This window comes from Paenibacillus sp. S29, from assembly GCF_049319765.1.
Classification (GTDB): domain Bacteria; phylum Bacillota; class Bacilli; order Paenibacillales; family Paenibacillaceae; genus Paenibacillus; species Paenibacillus polymyxa_B.
The window spans coordinates 94407-110762 of the sequence record NZ_JBMOUI010000008.1 but is presented as its reverse complement, the minus strand read 5'-3'; the positions used below and the strand labels follow the sequence as shown (position 1 = coordinate 110762).

The window sequence follows — 16356 nt, the reverse complement described above, 5'->3', positions numbered from 1 at the left end:
AACGATCCGCGCTTCTTATATTTTCATTTGCTATTGCTGCTCTTAACTTATTTCGTCGCCTGCTGGGCATCGGTACGCGATTCCCACGGCAGCTTGAAGGTTTTCATAATTTGTTTGGTATTAGCCGGGAGTCCAGTTATCGGATCACCAGTAGTACCCAGCAGTTCTTCTTTTTTATCCGTAGTAATACGCCCATAGAAAGTGGTACTGCTGTCTCCCCATCCTGTAGTGAACTCGTAGATCAGCGGCTTATTAAGTTTCGGATAAATTCCCCACTGATTTTTGGCTTTATTCTCCAAAAAACGCCCCAGCGGGTCGTATTCCATTGTAAATTCTTTATCAAAGGGGGCTCCCACATACCCTTGATAGGTGACAACTGGAAAACCGTCCTTCACTTCAACCAGACTTAGCACATCCCCGTTCACTGTAAAATACCGTAATGCTTCACCTTGGGGGAACATGTAGACACTGGACAGGAGCTCAGTGTTAGGACGGTGTGCTTCTATATAAGGATGGACAGAACGTCTGCCTAAACGAGTTAATGCATCACGCGCTGTGGCCAGATCCCCCTCGTATATTTTTTCTTTTATTTTACCATGAATCTCTGGCTGAACCTGAATCTGTGAATTTGTCTTCTCAAGCGTATAACCTAATTCAAGCGACACATCTCTCAGAGGTACATATACTTCTTTACTTACAAGCTCAAAGGTAAGTTGCTGCTGGTTCTTACGTGACCGCTCTTTAAGAACCAAGGACTCCGCCCACTTTTGTAGCGTAACCTGCTTCTTTTTGACATCCCAGTGGTAGGTTGCACCCACAGCTTCGGCGAAAGGTTTAAGCGGAACCATGAGCTTTCCGTGGATCAGTAGAAGCTTAGCCTTGCTGTCTATAGGTTGACCGTTTATAACAATATCTATGAACTGCGTTGATTGAGACGCTATAGCACCCTGTTCAGCAGCTTCGGCAACCGCTTGATGCATTGTGGTCAAGAGTAAGGATAGCATTGACAAGGCGACAAACAATCGCTGAAATCCTGCTCGTTTTAGCTTCATCATCAGTCTCCGTTCACTCAATAGACTTTTTATTCCAGATCTATCTCTTTTTGGCTGCATCAATGTCTCCAGGATTCAGACCTTCCCATATGTTCGGGATACTAACGGTCTCTGGATGCTCAAATACGAGAAACGCAGTCGGCAAATACCGCTCTCCGTATTCAGAAGAAGGCTTATTCACAATGGCATTATCCTTGACGAGCACCGTTGAAGAGCCTCCATCCAGATTAGCACCGATAACCGCTCCATGTTTAAGCAAAATATTTTGCATATCATACAAGTTGGCACCAATGCTGTACCCAGGCTGACGACCGTCGATGGTCACGAATATAATGGCCCCGTCTGCTCTTTGCCCCATTGCGGTACGGGGAGCAATTCCCCACCCCTCGCTTGCATTGCGAATCAAACCTTTCCCATTCACGATTAGGCGTGGTTGAAAAGTAACCGCTTCTTGTACATTCATTTTGGACAACTCTGACAACGAATAGTGACCGGCTATCATTTTTCCCTGTTTATCAATACCTACGATTTGAACAGAGGCATTTTTGCCCATGTCATTGTAGTATATCTCGCCCTGGGAAATGACAACGCCAATCGGTTTAAAACCATTCCCATTCCAGTTGGGATCGGCAAAGCCACCGCCATTTACTCCAGCAACAGCCCCTAAACGCTCGACCATACTAGATACCCTTTCTCCCCGGCCGACCTTGGCAGGAACCCCGAGCCGAATTTTAGTGGGGTCATGAACCGTCATAACATAGCCATGATAGTTACGGCCCGATACCTCTTCCACTTCAACCAGCGGCGTTTGTTGTACTTTGGTCGGTATCAGCTCAGGCAGATTGATTGTATGTCTGTCCTTCTCCTCACCCATCGCTTCAAAACGGGCCGAATATTCAGCCACACGTTTTTTCGCCTCTGCTTCACCGATAAAGTACTTCGCCCAGTGACGATGTTGGGTCGTGATCAGCGTATCCGCAGCCAAATAGCGCATGTCCTTGCCAGATGACGTTAAGAACAACCACGCACCACCCCCTATTCCTGCTACCAGGAATACAATAAACAGTCGCAGTATAAAACGACCGAATTTTCCTTTTCGTTTCTTTTTTCTATTTTTCTGCCTGCGAGCTACTGCACGCTTTGGCAAGACTTCCGGTTTCATTCATCATCTCTCCTGTTATTGGTGACTTCTATCTTATTCATCACTATGGCCCATCAAATGATCCGTAACGATAGGCAGCGACATCTAACGACAATATCATAAACTAATTTTGTAGAATGATAGTGTCAATTTTTTAACAGATTCATCCACTCTGAAAAAAATACAGGAAAAAGTCCTCCACATGAATGTGAAGGACTGTAATTAAGGGTACTCTACGCTTTTTACGGAGCAGCCTCTGGTTCGAGCAGCATGAACAGTTCTTTCATCTGCTGTCGCTTGAGTTTGGGACTAAGCACATACAATGTATCGCCCGGTTCAATCACCGTCGTGCCTCTCGGGGCAATAATTTGCTCGTTCCGAATTATGGCTGTGAATAAAATGTCTTCAGGCAACTGTATATCCTGAATCGCTTTGCCCGCAATCGACATCCCTTTTTGTACCTGAATGTGGTTGATTTCCGAAGTGGTTTTTCCCAGAGAAACTAATTCCAGCAGTGAAGGAGATGACGTCTCGTTAGGGTCCATCAAGCCAAGCTTCACCGCTAGCCACGAAATAGTGGTACCTTGAATAATCGCAGAAGTGAGCACGACGAAAAATACAACATTAAAAAACAAGGGTCCTACATCCATCTCATCCAGTAAAGGATAGGTTGCTAGTACAATTGGTACCGCCCCCCGCAGTCCTGCCCAGGATAACAGTGTCTTCTCGCGCACAGAGTACCTGGAAAAAAGTAAGCTTAGGAATACGCCTATTGGACGAGCCACGAGCATGAGGATGAAGGAGAGCGCCAAGCTTTGCCACGCAATGCCCAGCAATTGATCGGGAAAGACCAATAGCCCGAGCAGGACAAACATCATAATCTGCACCATCCAGGCGAAACCATTGTTAAAATGGATAATGGATCGCTTGTAGGTCAAGTCGGAATTTCCCAAGACAATGGCCATGACATAAACCGCCAGCAATCCGCTTGCCTCCAGTAACGATGCGGCCGCATACGTCAAGACCGCAAATGCCAGCGCCATCACAGGATACAAACCGGATGAATCAAAATTCATTTTATTAATTGCATATACACCTATGCGTCCGAGTACAAAACCAACGACTAAACCGAAACCCATTTCCCATAAAAATAACAAGATATGTATCCAAATGGATTGCTCAGGGTGATGTATCAGCTCAATCAATGTTACCGTGAGAAATACAGCCATCGGGTCATTACTGCCGGATTCCGCTTCGAGCGTTGAGGTAATTCGTTTTTTGATGTTTTTACCTCCTAGAACGGAAAACACGGCCGCCGCATCGGTCGATCCGACAATAGCGCCAAACAGCATGGATTCCATCCAGCTTACGCCTAAAATAAACTTGGCGCATACGCCAATGACTACGGTCGTAATGATGACCCCTAACGTTGATAATGACATTGCAGGTCGAATAACCGGCTTAACATCTGCAAACTTTGTCTGCATCCCGCCTTCAAACAAGATTACAATGAGCGCGAGTATGCCCACCAGCTGTGTGATAAAGGCATTATCAAAATAAATAAACTGACTGAGCACCATACCTACGGCAATAAACAAAACGAGCGCAGGCATACCGAAACGGCTGGAAAATTTGGTAGTCAGCACGCCGACCAGCAGCAAGCCGGACAGCAAAAGTACAATCAAATTAATAACGGTTGTCTGTTCCATACGGCTTCTCCTATCTTGAAAATAGATGTTCAATTTTTCGCCTTCTATCTATATACCCTCAAATCACACAGAATACTAATCCTAAATAAAAAATTATATAATAAAATCAAAAAATCCAGCTCATGGTTTGTGCTAAATCGCACTCCATGAGCTGGTTTGTATATTTTTTATAGGGCTTAAGCAGAGACTATCGTCGTGCTTTAGGCTTTAGGATGAATCATATGCGCAGGTACAACATATTGATCGAACTGTTCTTCAGTCAACAGTCCGCTGCGGAGTGCCGCTTCTTTTAGGGACAGCCCTTCTGCATGTGCAAGTTTGGCGATTTTAGCGGCATTTTCATATCCGATATGTGGATTCAATGCCGTCACCAGCATCAGCGAATTATTCAAATTGTGCTCAATTTTAGCGAGATCAGGCTCGATGCCAATCGCACAGTTGTCATTAAAAGCAATCATGGAATCGGCCAGCAAATGAACAGATTGCAAAAAATTATAGATGATTACTGGCTTAAACACGTTCAGTTCAAAATTACCCTGACTCGCAGCAAAGCCGATAGCTGCATCATTACCCATTACTTGCGTAACGACCATCGTCAGTGCTTCACTTTGAGTCGGATTCACCTTACCTGGCATGATGGAGCTACCTGGCTCGTTAGCAGGAATCGTGATTTCGCCCAAGCCGCTACGCGGGCCACTTGCCAGCCAGCGAACATCATTGGCGATTTTCATCAAATCAGCCGCGAGCGCTTTGACTGCTCCATGTACGGCCACCACTTCATCGTGGCTGGTCAGTGCATGAAATTTATTGGGTGCGGAAGTGAACGTTTTGCCAGTGAAACTAGAAATTTCCGCAGAGGTTCGGGAGCCGAACTCTGGATGAGCGTTAATTCCTGTCCCCACCGCGGTTCCGCCAATCGCCAGCTCCTTCATGTATTGCACCGTGTCGATGATAATTCGCTTGCTCTTGTCCAGCATAGCATACCAGCCGCTTATTTCCTGACCCAGCGTAAGCGGTGTCGCATCTTGTAAATGGGTTCGCCCAATTTTTATAATATCCTTGAATTGCTCTGACTTCTGTTGAAAAGTCTCTTTCAGCATATCAATGGCAGGCAACAAACGGTCCTCCACTGCAATGACACCCGCTACATGAAGCGCCGTAGGAAACGTATCATTTGAGCTTTGCGACATGTTTACATCGTCATTGGGATGCAGCTTCGTACCTTTTCCCTGCTCTTGTAACCATTGGCTTCCCAGATGAGCAATCACTTCATTTACATTCATATTGGACTGCGTACCGCTTCCTGTCTGCCATACAACCAACGGGAAATGGTCATCAACCCGCCCTGCGAGAATTTCGTCCGCTGCATAAATAATGGCGTCCTGCTTCTCCTGTGATAACTTACCCAGCTTATAGTTACTGATCGCCGCGCTTTTTTTAAGCACCGCGAACGCCTGTATGACCTCTAATGGCATTTTCTCCGAGCCAATCGGAAAATTTTCCTTGCTGCGCTGTGTTTGCGCTCCCCACAGACGGTCTGCCGGTACCTTGATTTCGCCCAACGTATCCTTTTCGATGCGGTAGTTCAACTCATTTCCTCCTCTTGGCCTATGTAATTCAGACAAAATATGGTGCTCTCTCTTGCCTATTATACATTAAATTTCAAATGTTATCATTTATTTTGCAAGCGCTTTTTTACGATGCGGCCAGAGGAGGCGAAAGGAAATTTCATTTACAAGCATGGCTACTAGGTTCAACTAATGGTGATATTGCTTTTGCCATGGACTTCTTTTCTGCCCAGTAGCTTGTTCAGCGCATCGATGTAAGCTTTGGCGCTAGCTTCCAAAATATCAGTACTTGTGCCTCTTCCCAGAGCTGTGTACTCACCTTGCCTCAAAATAGCGTGTACTTCCCCCAACGCATCTTTGCCATATGTTACAGATTGGATCGAATAATCCTCCAACTCCACCTCTTCACCACTGGCCTTGTCTATAGCATGGAAAATCGCATCTACAGAACCGTTACCCATTGCTACTTCATCAATTGCTGTCCCATCTTGTTTACTCAACCGAATGGATGCGACTGGAACCGACTGATTGCCATAAGACACCTGAATGGAATCCAGTGTGTACATTTGAGGTGAGGCATTGCGGCTTTCGTCCATCAGGACGAGCAAGTCTTCATCCAACACCTGTTTTTTCTTATCCGTCAAGGCCTTGAATTTGCGGAACGCCTCTTGCAGCTGTTCCTCCGTCAAAGCATCAAACCCCATGTCCGCCAGTTTTTCTTTAAATGCATGTCGACCCGAGTGCTTGCCCAACACAAGTTTACTCGTCTTCAGACCAATACGTTCAGGGGACACGATTTCATACGTTGTACGCTCTTTAAGCATTCCGTCCTGGTGTATACCGGACTCGTGAGCAAACGCATTGGCTCCAACAATGGCCTTGTTTCCCGGTACCGACATCCCCGTACGTTTGCTCACTAGGCGACTGGTGGCATACAGCTCCTCCAAAACCAGACTCGTTTGTGCACCATAAAGCTCGGTTCTGGTATCAAGGGCCAGTGCAACTTCCTCGATAGGTGTATTTCCGGCTCGCTCACCGATTCCATTGATGGTACCTTCAAATTGATCTACACCATTACGGATGGCCGCCAGCGTGTTAGCTGTTGCCATGCCAAGATCATCATGACAATGTGTACTAAGTTGTATTTTTTCGATACCGGGCACTTGTTGCTTTACAATTCTAAACATTTCACCGAACTGATCCGGCGAGGCATATCCCACCGTATCCGGTAAATTGACGACCGTCGCTCCAGCACGAATCGCCATATCCACGACTTCACAAATAAAGTCCAGCTCGGTACGACTGGCGTCCTCTGCTGAAAATTCTACCTTGCTGAAATACTTGCGTCCATAACGAATGGCAGCAGCAGCGGTCTCTAATACTTTCGCTTTATCCATTCGCAGCTTATGTTGGCGGTGAATGGGTGAGGTAGCCAGGAACAAATGAAGACAGGTATCCTCAGCTCCTCGTAGCGCCTCTCTGACTGCATCAATATCCTGTTCTTTCGAGCGTGCAAAGCCAACCAGTGTTGCTTGGGTAACCTGTTTGGCAATCTCCTGCATGCTGATAATCTCACCAGGCGAGGTTGCTGGAAAGCCAGTCTCAATCCGATCTACGCCTAATTTTTGCAGTTGAAGAGCAATTTCCACCTTTTCTGTGCTGGTTAAGCTAACTCCTGGTGATTGCTCTCCATCTCTTAACGTTGTGTCCAACACCCATATTTTGCGCATACAGATACCACCTTTGGTTTGATTTTAGGAGATGCTCAAATAAAAGGCTCAAAGGTCATTATATTCATCTGATCATCTGATGTTTAAGGATAAAAAAATTATGAACTTCCCATATGCTTTTCCAGCTCCAGCTTGGTGCCGTCCAAATGTTGAATGCTATAAAGTTCGGCAGCCTTGCCATCCTGATCACGGATTGCTTCATATATTTTTTCATGCTGCAGAGTAAAATGATTTTGCATCGCTGGATCGGTAATGAGATTGTTCAACGCCTTGCGGATGGCCTCTACAAAGCTGCCATATACGTCTGTAAGCACCTTATTGCGTGTAGCTCCGGCAACAGCCAAGTGAAAAGTGATATCCGCATCTAGGTACCCAGTCAAATCTCCAGCGGCCAAAGTTGCAGCACGACGGTCCAACGCCGCACGCATTAAGCGTAAATCCTCGTCATTACGACGTAATGCAGCCAATCTGGCAATCTCTAGTTCCAACACACTCCGCACTTCATAAACCTCAATAATTTCAGCACGGCTTAGACGGTAATCCAATGGCTCTTGAGAAGTCGTCGGTTGGCAGACAAAAGTTCCGTGTCCTTGCTTTTTCTCTAATAGACCGGCATGCACCAGAACGCTAACCGCTTCACGTACTGTAGATCGCCCGACTCCGAATAGCTTCATGAGCTCAGGCTCGGTTGGAATCTTAGTGCCCACATTCCATTCACCAGCAGCAATTTTTCGTTGCAGCTGTTCAGCCACTTCATCGGCGATTTGCTTGCGTTTGACGGCTTGAAAAGGAAAATTCATCTGATCATCTCCTGTTTCGTATCATACTACGACTGCTTGTCATTCTGCAACCTTTTTCGTCCTCCTTCCCCATTGGTCCTTACCTGTGCTTACATACCCAAATAAAGCCTGCACCGTTGGACACGATACAGGCCTATAAGGATAAATTTAAATGTTAGGATTTCGATTTATTAGGTGTAATACAATACAAACGGCTGGTTGCTTCAAAAATATGGCCTGGAGCCAGTGCAATCAATCCGATCTCCTCTGCTGGCAGGTCCGGACGATTCGGTGCATTGATCATGTTCATTTGCGGCTCAGGACAGATGAATTCCTTGTTCGCTTTGTTATTCCAGATCATCCAATGCTTATAAGCTGTGCCTACATCGTATACGAGGGTAGCACCTGTCTTACTGTGTGTCAGTTCCATGTAGTTGCGTCCATTTTGCGGAGCTGCCGTGTAATGATTATCCATAGAGGCAAAATAAGGACTAACTCCCGTCGTCTTCAGCAGTTCCTCTTCCGGAGATAAAGGCTGGAACTGACCTGTGGCCAACAACCGTTCCGTCAGCTCACGACGCTCACCGATTGTGACCTTAATCTTGTAATCCTCAGGCGAGCTATCGGGTACGAACGGAACGCGAATCGCTGTGTGAAAGGCAAATAAGTTGGGGATCGGTTGATCGCCCTCGTTATGGATCACATAACGCTGATGCAGGCCAAATTCGTCCAGGCTGTACGTTAACTTCATGGTAAAGGTGAAGGGTAAATAGCGGAACATGGGATGTCCTTCCCTTACATGCTGATTCATTACCACATAGCTACCTTGCTCCCCAGAACCGTAGTCCTCAACCTCCCACCGAACAGTGTGTAAAAAGCCGTGCAGATGGTTGTGGGTCGCCTCTTCATTTATCGGCAGCTCATATGTAACACCATTCCACAGGAATTTTCCATCCTCATACCGATTCGGAGGAAACAGGAAAGGAATTCCGTAAACGGACGGACTTTGCTTAAAAGCCTCTATGCTCTCAGCATCTGGCTCACGCAGAAAAGAATATCCCGTTTCATTGTCACGAAAAGAAATCAGATTTGCGCCGTTTCCCGGCAGGGCAACTGCTTCATATCGTCCAAATTTAAGACGAATCGCCGGTATTCCATAATAAAGATCACCAATTGCAGCATGTTGTTGTGTCATCAAAAAATCCTCCTTGATGAAATGACGATGTTTAATGAAAGCGTTTAGCTTTTGGCTTGACTATACCATGCTGAGCAAAAAAATTCCACGTCCACACAAAAAACGATGCCCCGCAAGGCATCGTCCTTCACACATCACTACACATAACGGCCCTGTTTGGGTACAGCCATGTGCTCAAAATCTCCCGCCAGTCGCTCCAGCTGATCTGTCAGCTCAGCACCATGCATGTAATGACCATGTCCTGTGACTGCAATCTCAGGCTTTAACTTGGCCAGCATTTCCACCGAACGCTGCGCAGCTTGCCAATCTGTCGTAAAATACGCAGGAGGCCCATGTATTTCTTTTTCCTGTAAAATAACGGCCAGTGCCGATTCCTGTTTCACCGTAATAAAAGCGTCACCGGCCACCATTAACCTTCTTCGCTCATGAAAAAGCGATACATGACCAGGTGTATGTCCTGGCGTATGCAGCCACTTCCAACCAGGGGCACCGGGGACACTGCCATCTGGGGGCAGTGATGTGATGCGATCATCGAGATCTATAGCATCATTAGGGTATAAGAAGGAAATGCCCGACATTAAACCTCCCCCTACACTAGGGTCAGGTTTTTGATAATCCTTCATTCCCGTCAAATAAGGTAATTCCAAAGGATGTGCATAAACAGGTGTACCCCAATGCTGTACCAACTCAATAACCGAACCTACATGATCAAAATGACCATGTGTAAGCACAATAGCGATCGGAGGGCCAGTGAACCGTTCCTCTGCCAGGCGTATAATCGAGTCTGTAAATCCTGTCATCCCCGTATCCACCAGCACCCAGGAACGGCTTCCCGGCTCCCCAATAAAACACATATTTACAAACAGCGTCCGTAAGCTCAGGAGATCGGGAGCAGCCTCTTCATTTGCCGTCATTCCTTCGGTGAACAGATGATTTGCCAAAGCTTCACCCTCCTATTCACATGGAATTTCCTGTTAACATCGACCTTTAGGCTTCCCCCATGTCAGCAGATTATGCGGACACTGCTAAATATAATCCGCTTGTCACGAAAATAGACCATGTTTACATTACTCGGGTAATTTGCTCCATGCCGTATCTAGCAAATAGTCGAACAAATCATCGTTCTCTTCAATCCAGCTATCCATTTGCAGCATCTCTTCCTCCACCCGTGGCTCTCCCGCAAAATGGAGACTGTAATCCCATTCCTTTCCCCTTTTGCTGTGGAATGTGATTTCATATACAGAACTCTGTCCCTCTACTTTAAATACCACTTGGCCCAGATAAGCACCATTCTCATCTTTTGTCATTTGTGCCTGTTGAATATGTACTTCTTTCACTTCCTGAGGTGAATTTTGCTCTGTCATTCATCTATCCGCCCTTTCATTTTCACTAAATAGTACCAAAACTGATTTGTGAACCTTTTCGTTACATTGTACAATATATAAGCTAAGTGTGGAATTTGCAAAAAAACTGTGCAAGTTACCCAAGCCTTGTTTAAGGCTTTTCGTGAAATGGAGGAAAGTTACATGTCAGATTTTCAACAAAAATTGCAAAAATATGCCGAGTTAGCCGTTCGGGTCGGCGCCAATGTCCATCCTGGGCAGACACTCATCGTTCATGCACCAATTTTGTCCGCCGAACTCGTGAGGCTTATCGTCAAATCAGCGTATACTGCTGGGGCCAAGCTGGTTACAGTAAAATGGAGTGATGAGACTATTACTCGATTACAGTATGAACTAGCTCCTGATGAAACTTTTAATATTGCTCCCAAATGGTACGCAGCCGAAATGACTGAAGAGGTCGAAAATGGCGCAGCTGTACTGCATGTCATTGCAGAAAATCCGGATTTGCTTCAGGGAATTCCGTCCAGCCGAATTACTGCTGCCCAGCGTGTGCGGTCACATGAATTACGTCAATATCGTGAGTATCAAATGGCCGACAAATTCAGTTGGTCTCTGATTGCTTATCCTTCAGCAGAGTGGGCTGCCAAAGTATTCCCTGATCTGCCAGCTTCAGAGCAAATGGATAAACTGTGGGATGCCATTTTCAGCACCGTGCGTGTGGATCTGGATAACCCTGTGGAGGCGTGGAAAGAGCATTTGAAAACCCTTTCCAGCAAAGCTGATATTTTAAATGCCAAACGCTATAAAAAGCTGCATTATCTGGCTCCAGGCACAGACCTCACCATCGAATTGGCAAAAGATCATCTGTGGGTAGCAGCCGAAAGCGTCAACCAACAGGGACATACTTTTGTAGCCAATATGCCTACCGAGGAAGTGTTTACAGCTCCGCTCAAAACGGGAGTGAACGGTAAGGTCAGCAGCACCAAGCCACTTAGCTACAGCGGAAATATCATCGACAACTTTTCACTGACTTTTGAAAATGGACGTATTGTCGATATACAGGCAGAAACCGGTTTGGAAACTCTTCAGCATCTCGTAGAAATGGATGAAGGTTCACACTATCTGGGGGAGGTTGCTCTTGTACCTCACAAGTCACCTATCTCTGATAAAAATATTTTATTTTATAATACGTTGTTTGATGAAAATGCCTCTAACCACTTGGCCATCGGTAATGCTTATGCATTTAACCTTAAAGGCGGCAAGGATATGACTCAAGAGCAGTTGGCTGCCAACGGCCTGAATTCCAGCCTGACTCACGTCGACTTTATGATCGGTTCAGCTGAAATGGACATTAACGGCGTTACCGAGGACGGTACTGAGGAACCTATCTTCCGTAAAGGAAATTGGGCGATCTAACACGGCAAAAAAGGCTCCCACCGCTTTATGCGTGAGAGCCTTCTTGCTTCTTCCTATAGGCTATGTTAGATCTATTTTACAACGTGTTAACCAAGAATTCGCTGCAACTCCAAAAACAATTTGTATCACGCTGATGATGAAAAAGACAATAAGGCAATTTACAACTCTTCGATTGGTGGTTTGATGCATGGATAAAGATGATTTCACGTAAAACATGCTGCCCAATATTCCTATACACACACCGAAAATCCCCGAAAATAGCAATCCTATAACCAAGCTGACCACGACAAAAGCCCAACTCCAGCCCGGAACTTTACTCACAGGAACATAAGGTTGATTGGACCCAAGATATACACCTTATAACATAAGTTGCAAGATAAAAAATGGAAAAAAGGTCGCTGATCAGCGACCTTTGAATCTACTTTATTTCGTATGAGGTTAGCTTTTATGTCCAATTTTAGCCTTGTAGACAAGTGAATATTGGTCAGCTGCTAAAATCGCATCAAGCACATCATCCGCTGTGACAGCAAATGGTAGATTGTGAGCAGTTTCGCCTTCTTTGGTAGCAGCCTGGGCTACCCTGTACAAATCCTCTCGGGAAGCTTCCTGTAGCTTAATGTCTTCCAGCGTGACAGGCAGATCGAGTTTTAGATAAAAGTCAATATACCGCTCCACCTCGGACAAAGGTCTTTTTTCCAAGGCAAGCTGGACTAAGGTGCCAAAAGCTACCTTCTGACCATGTGTCAGGTGATGAATATCCCCTTCCAGAACGGTAAAACCATTGTGAATCGCATGTGCGCCTGCCAAACCGCCGCTTTCAAAGCCCAAACCGCTTAGCAACGTATTGGCTTCGACTACCGCTTCAAGCGCAGGCGTGACGACTTTGCGTTTCACGGATTCATAAGCCTGCAGACCGTAATCGAAAAGAACTTCCTCACACTTGGACGCAATGGCTTCTGCCGCCAAGGTTGGCAAACCACCAGCCATTGTCGTTGCGCGAGCTTCAATGACCGCACGGACCTCAATCCACGTTGCCATGGCATCTGCAATGCCTGAGGAGAGGAACAAGGGCGGCGCTTGAGAAATGACTTTCGTGTCCACCAGGATCAGGCTCGGATTTTTACTGAAAAAGGTATACGTATCAAATGCACCCTCATCGGTGTACAAAACAGATAGTGCACTCGTAGGAGCATCTGTAGAAGCAGTCGTTGGAATAATCACAACTGAGGAACCGAGTAGTTCATTAACGGCTTTGGCCGTATCCAGCGTTTTACCACCACCTACACCAATGACAATATCGACCTGGGCGCTTCGTCCCTGATCCGCAATACGGTTGACTTCATTTTTCGATGCTTCCCCTTGAAACTCAATTTTAACCGCCGTAATATCAGCCTGTTCCAGACTTTTTACTACGCGGTCGGCTGCAATCTCCCAAACCAGCTTGTCCGCAATAACCAAGGCAGTATGACCTAATGGCTTAACATACTCACCTGTTTTATCAATCACATTTTTCCCTTGCACATATTTACCTGGACTAATAAATACTTTTTCGCTCATCGTTTAACTCTCCCTTCCAAGTTTGTACAATTTCTATTATACGGTTGAAAGGGCACACATCTCAATTTCGAAACCAAGATCTTCAATCATTTGATGATCAAATGTGACCTCTTGGCCTTCTGTCGTTAAATAATCTCCTACAAAAATTGAATTCGCTGCATACAGGCATAGCGGTTGTAACGAGCGTAAATTCAACTCTCTTCCACCTGCAACGCGTATTTCTTTGGATGGACAGATGAAGCGGAACAGTGCCAGCACCTTCAAAGCTTGGATAGGTGATATTCGCTTTGCTCCTTCCAACGGGGTTCCAGGGACTGGATTCAAAAAGTTAACCGGAATAGAGTCAGCATCTAACTCCCGTAAGGCATAAGCCATTTGTACGATTTCCTCATTCGTTTCCCCCATCCCGATAATAACGCCAGAGCATGGAGACATTCCGTGAGATTGAGCCATTTTCACAGTTTCGACGCGTTGATCGTATGTATGTGTGGTTGTAATCGAAGGATAGTTGGCCTTGCTTGTATTTAAATTATGATTGTATCGATGTACCCCAGCCTCTGCCAACCGCCGTGCCTGATCTCCCTTGAGAATCCCTAAGCAGGCGCAAATTTTGAGCGGCATCGTGCGATTAATTTCTTGTACTGCCTCAATCACCTGATCCAGCTCTCGATCTGTTGGACCTTTGCCGGAAGCTACGATGCAATACGTCCCTGCTCTCCGCGCTACTGCTTCCCTAGCTCCAGCCAACAGTGATTCCTTGTCCAGCATACTGTACTTGCTCACAGGCGCCGTGGATACGATAGATTGTGAGCAATAACCGCAATCCTCCGGGCACAGGCCACTTTTGGCATTGATGATCATGTTGAGCTTTACTTTTTTTTCATAAAAGTGATGTCGCACCTGAAATGCAGCTTGCATAATCGGTAATAATTCCTCATCGTCGGCTTCCAGTACCTCCATACCTTCTTCCAGCGATATACGGCTGCCTTGGATCGCTTTTTCAGCCAACAAGCCCCAATCTATAACCTCGTTTAGTAAATTCATACTTCTTGCCTCCCAAAATTTAATAATCATGTAAGTAGAGGAAATTCCTTTGTTATTGTCAACCCAGTCGATCATAATTAGGTTGACAATAACACGAACATCATATCAATTCATGTCCTTTCTGTAAAGGAGGCAAATTAAAAAGCGACCCCACATCGTTCAAGGTCGCTCTCAAGATTTATTCCGTATTCCGTTATGAGACTCCTGCTTCTTCCAAGATAATAGGCTGTTTTATCAGCCGAATACGTGAAATCCGCTTGTTTTCAACTTCTTCTACCGTGAACATACATCCCTCAAACACTACAGTCTGGCCAGGCTGTGGAGGAATAACCTCGACATGTGAGTATAGCCAGCCCCCTACCGTATCATAATCCTCATGATCCAGATCCAGTCCAAAGCGATCGTTCACTTCATCAATTAATAACATGCCGTCAATGGAAAATTCCTCGTCATTAATCTGCTCACAACTCGGACGTTCCTGATCGAACTCATCCTGAATTTCACCAACGATTTCTTCCATAATATCTTCCAGTGTTACCATACCCGATGTACCGCCATATTCATCAATCAAAATTGCGATTTGCGTCTTGCTACGCTGCATGCGTTTGAGCAGATCACTAATTTGCGTAGATTCAGGGACAGCAAGAATCGGTCGAATCATCGTACGGGTATCCAGTGTGTTCGCCCGTAGAAGGTCCTTAATATGGATAAAGCCGATAATATGGTCCTTATCTTCGGCGCAGATTGGATAACGGGTTCTCATGCTTTCCGTCGCAATCGCGAGATTTTCTTCTGTGGACTCATTACTGTATAAGCAGATCATCTCAGTTCGCGGAATCATGATTTCCCTGGCGGTCGTGTCGGTAAAATCAAATATATTATCAACAAGCGCCAATTCCGTATTATCAATTAGTCCGCTCTTATTGCTTTCTTTCATCAGAATGCGTATTTCATCTCCGGTATGCGCGGAATCGTCATTTTCAGATACCGGCTCCAGACGGAATAAACGCAGCAGGCTGTTCGCCATTCCATTTAACGCCCATATGAATGGATACATCAACTTGTAAAACCAAGTCATCAGCATGGCTGAATACAGCGTAATGGTCTCAGATTTACGAATAGCTATCGTTTTGGGCGCCAATTCACCCAACACAATATGCAGAATCGTAATAACAATAAATGCAATAACCACGGCAGTACCGTGCACATATACCGCTCCTAATCCAGCGGCTGTAAATACAGGTTCGATCAAATGTGCGATGGCCGGCTCTCCGATCCATCCTAGTCCCAACGATGCTAGTGTAATACCCAACTGGCAGGCAGACAAATAAGCGTCCAAGTTGTGTAACATATTGGCGGCGTACACGGCCTTTTTATTGCCCGCTTCCACCAATGTTTCAATACGGCTGCCTCTGACCTTCACCATGGCAAATTCCGCAGATACAAAAAAACCATTCAATAGTACTAATGCAAAAACAATAAATAAGTTAAACATACTCGGTAAAGGGTCACTCAATATGCTCCCCATCAGCCGTCATTACGGCAGACAGGCGCACCTCCTTCGGATAGTTTCATCATAAACAGAACGATAACACATCATAAGCAGCGTCAACTTCCCAACACATTCACTCCCTCCGGCTTCTAAAGCCATATTCCGCATAAATGATTAGATCATTCATCAGCTTATATTTAATTATATAACTATACTCTATACAGTCAAACCACAAGCAATGTCAGAAAAAACAGCTCCCCTATCATTTAGGTCGTAAAGCTCTCGTTTTCTCCGCTTACCACCAAGAAAGCTACTATATTTGAGAAAGAT

General features: G+C 45.6%; 13 protein-coding genes. 1 reads left to right on the top strand and 12 read right to left on the bottom strand.

The annotated features are described in order from the left end of the window. Positions 1-47 precede the first annotated feature (47 nt). From ACL9RM_RS15365 to ACL9RM_RS15325, 9 genes are all read right to left on the bottom strand, one after another. Complete coding sequence (locus ACL9RM_RS15365) at positions 48-1052, bottom strand: copper amine oxidase N-terminal domain-containing protein (RefSeq protein WP_322160931.1); 1005 nt, start codon at positions 1050-1052, stop codon at positions 48-50. A 40-nt stretch (positions 1053-1092) separates the two neighbouring features. After that, positions 1093-2214 (bottom strand): phosphodiester glycosidase family protein, encoded by a 1122-nt coding sequence (locus ACL9RM_RS15360; protein WP_250268465.1) that lies wholly within the window; start codon positions 2212-2214, stop codon positions 1093-1095. A gap of 221 nt (positions 2215-2435) precedes the next feature. Then, complete coding sequence (locus tag ACL9RM_RS15355) at positions 2436-3902, bottom strand: potassium/proton antiporter (RefSeq protein WP_061828294.1); 1467 nt, start codon at positions 3900-3902, stop codon at positions 2436-2438. 200 nt (positions 3903-4102) lie between these two features. Further along, entirely contained in the window at positions 4103-5491 is a 1389-nt protein-coding gene (gene fumC / locus ACL9RM_RS15350; RefSeq protein ID WP_250268466.1) for a class II fumarate hydratase, read from the bottom strand. Positions 5492-5655: 164 nt separating this feature from the next. Further along, a complete protein-coding gene (locus ACL9RM_RS15345; RefSeq protein WP_250268467.1) occupies positions 5656-7200 on the bottom strand; it encodes a 2-isopropylmalate synthase in 1545 nt (514 codons plus the stop codon). Between the two features lie 98 nt (positions 7201-7298). Beyond that, positions 7299-8000 (bottom strand): FadR/GntR family transcriptional regulator, encoded by a 702-nt coding sequence (locus ACL9RM_RS15340; RefSeq protein WP_414126393.1) that lies wholly within the window; start codon positions 7998-8000, stop codon positions 7299-7301. A 154-nt stretch (positions 8001-8154) separates the two neighbouring features. Beyond that, positions 8155-9174 (bottom strand): aldose 1-epimerase, encoded by a 1020-nt coding sequence (locus ACL9RM_RS15335; protein ID WP_013310435.1) that lies wholly within the window; start codon positions 9172-9174, stop codon positions 8155-8157. Positions 9175-9311: 137 nt separating this feature from the next. Continuing rightward, positions 9312-10115: an MBL fold metallo-hydrolase gene (locus ACL9RM_RS15330; RefSeq protein ID WP_061828289.1), complete on the bottom strand. Its 804-nt coding sequence runs from the start codon at positions 10113-10115 to the stop codon at positions 9312-9314. A gap of 126 nt (positions 10116-10241) precedes the next feature. Then, the gene (locus tag ACL9RM_RS15325) at positions 10242-10538 is read right to left on the bottom strand and encodes a hypothetical protein (protein WP_061828288.1); all 297 of its coding nucleotides are present in this window, start codon (positions 10536-10538) and stop codon (positions 10242-10244) included. Between the two features lie 162 nt (positions 10539-10700). Here ACL9RM_RS15325 and ACL9RM_RS15320 point away from each other — a divergent pair, with 162 nt between their 5' ends. Then, positions 10701-11933 carry an aminopeptidase gene (locus tag ACL9RM_RS15320; RefSeq protein WP_250268468.1) on the top strand — a complete coding sequence of 411 codons (1233 nt, stop codon included), beginning with the start codon at positions 10701-10703 and terminating at the stop codon, positions 11931-11933. Positions 11934-12371: 438 nt separating this feature from the next. Here ACL9RM_RS15320 and ACL9RM_RS15315 read toward each other — a convergent pair whose 3' ends face one another. From ACL9RM_RS15315 to ACL9RM_RS15305, 3 genes are all read right to left on the bottom strand, one after another. Continuing rightward, complete coding sequence (locus ACL9RM_RS15315; RefSeq protein WP_165176913.1) at positions 12372-13490, bottom strand: glycerol dehydrogenase; 1119 nt, start codon at positions 13488-13490, stop codon at positions 12372-12374. Positions 13491-13526: 36 nt separating this feature from the next. Then, positions 13527-14534: a biotin synthase BioB gene (bioB, locus tag ACL9RM_RS15310; protein ID WP_061828285.1), complete on the bottom strand. Its 1008-nt coding sequence runs from the start codon at positions 14532-14534 to the stop codon at positions 13527-13529. Between the two features lie 193 nt (positions 14535-14727). Further along, positions 14728-16029, bottom strand: coding sequence for a hemolysin family protein (locus ACL9RM_RS15305; protein ID WP_254325702.1), 1302 nt, complete (start codon positions 16027-16029; stop codon positions 14728-14730). Between the last annotated feature and the right edge of the window lie 327 nt (positions 16030-16356).

Coding starts and splice junctions, on each gene's coding strand:
- ACL9RM_RS15365 (WP_322160931.1), bottom strand. CDS start 1,052: ATGAAGCTAAAACGAGCAGGATTTCAGCGATTGTTTGTCGCCTTGTCA.
- ACL9RM_RS15360 (WP_250268465.1), bottom strand. CDS start 2,214: ATGAAACCGGAAGTCTTGCCAAAGCGTGCAGTAGCTCGCAGGCAGAAA.
- ACL9RM_RS15355 (WP_061828294.1), bottom strand. CDS start 3,902: ATGGAACAGACAACCGTTATTAATTTGATTGTACTTTTGCTGTCCGGC.
- ACL9RM_RS15345 (WP_250268467.1), bottom strand. CDS start 7,200: ATGCGCAAAATATGGGTGTTGGACACAACGTTAAGAGATGGAGAGCAA.
- ACL9RM_RS15340 (WP_414126393.1), bottom strand. CDS start 8,000: ATGAATTTTCCTTTTCAAGCCGTCAAACGCAAGCAAATCGCCGATGAA.
- ACL9RM_RS15335 (WP_013310435.1), bottom strand. CDS start 9,174: ATGACACAACAACATGCTGCAATTGGTGATCTTTATTATGGAATACCG.
- ACL9RM_RS15325 (WP_061828288.1), bottom strand. CDS start 10,538: ATGACAGAGCAAAATTCACCTCAGGAAGTGAAAGAAGTACATATTCAA.
- ACL9RM_RS15320 (WP_250268468.1), top strand. CDS start 10,701: ATGTCAGATTTTCAACAAAAATTGCAAAAATATGCCGAGTTAGCCGTT.
- ACL9RM_RS15315 (WP_165176913.1), bottom strand. CDS start 13,490: ATGAGCGAAAAAGTATTTATTAGTCCAGGTAAATATGTGCAAGGGAAA.
- bioB (WP_061828285.1), bottom strand. CDS start 14,534: ATGAATTTACTAAACGAGGTTATAGATTGGGGCTTGTTGGCTGAAAAA.
- ACL9RM_RS15305 (WP_254325702.1), bottom strand. CDS start 16,029: ATGTTTAACTTATTTATTGTTTTTGCATTAGTACTATTGAATGGTTTT.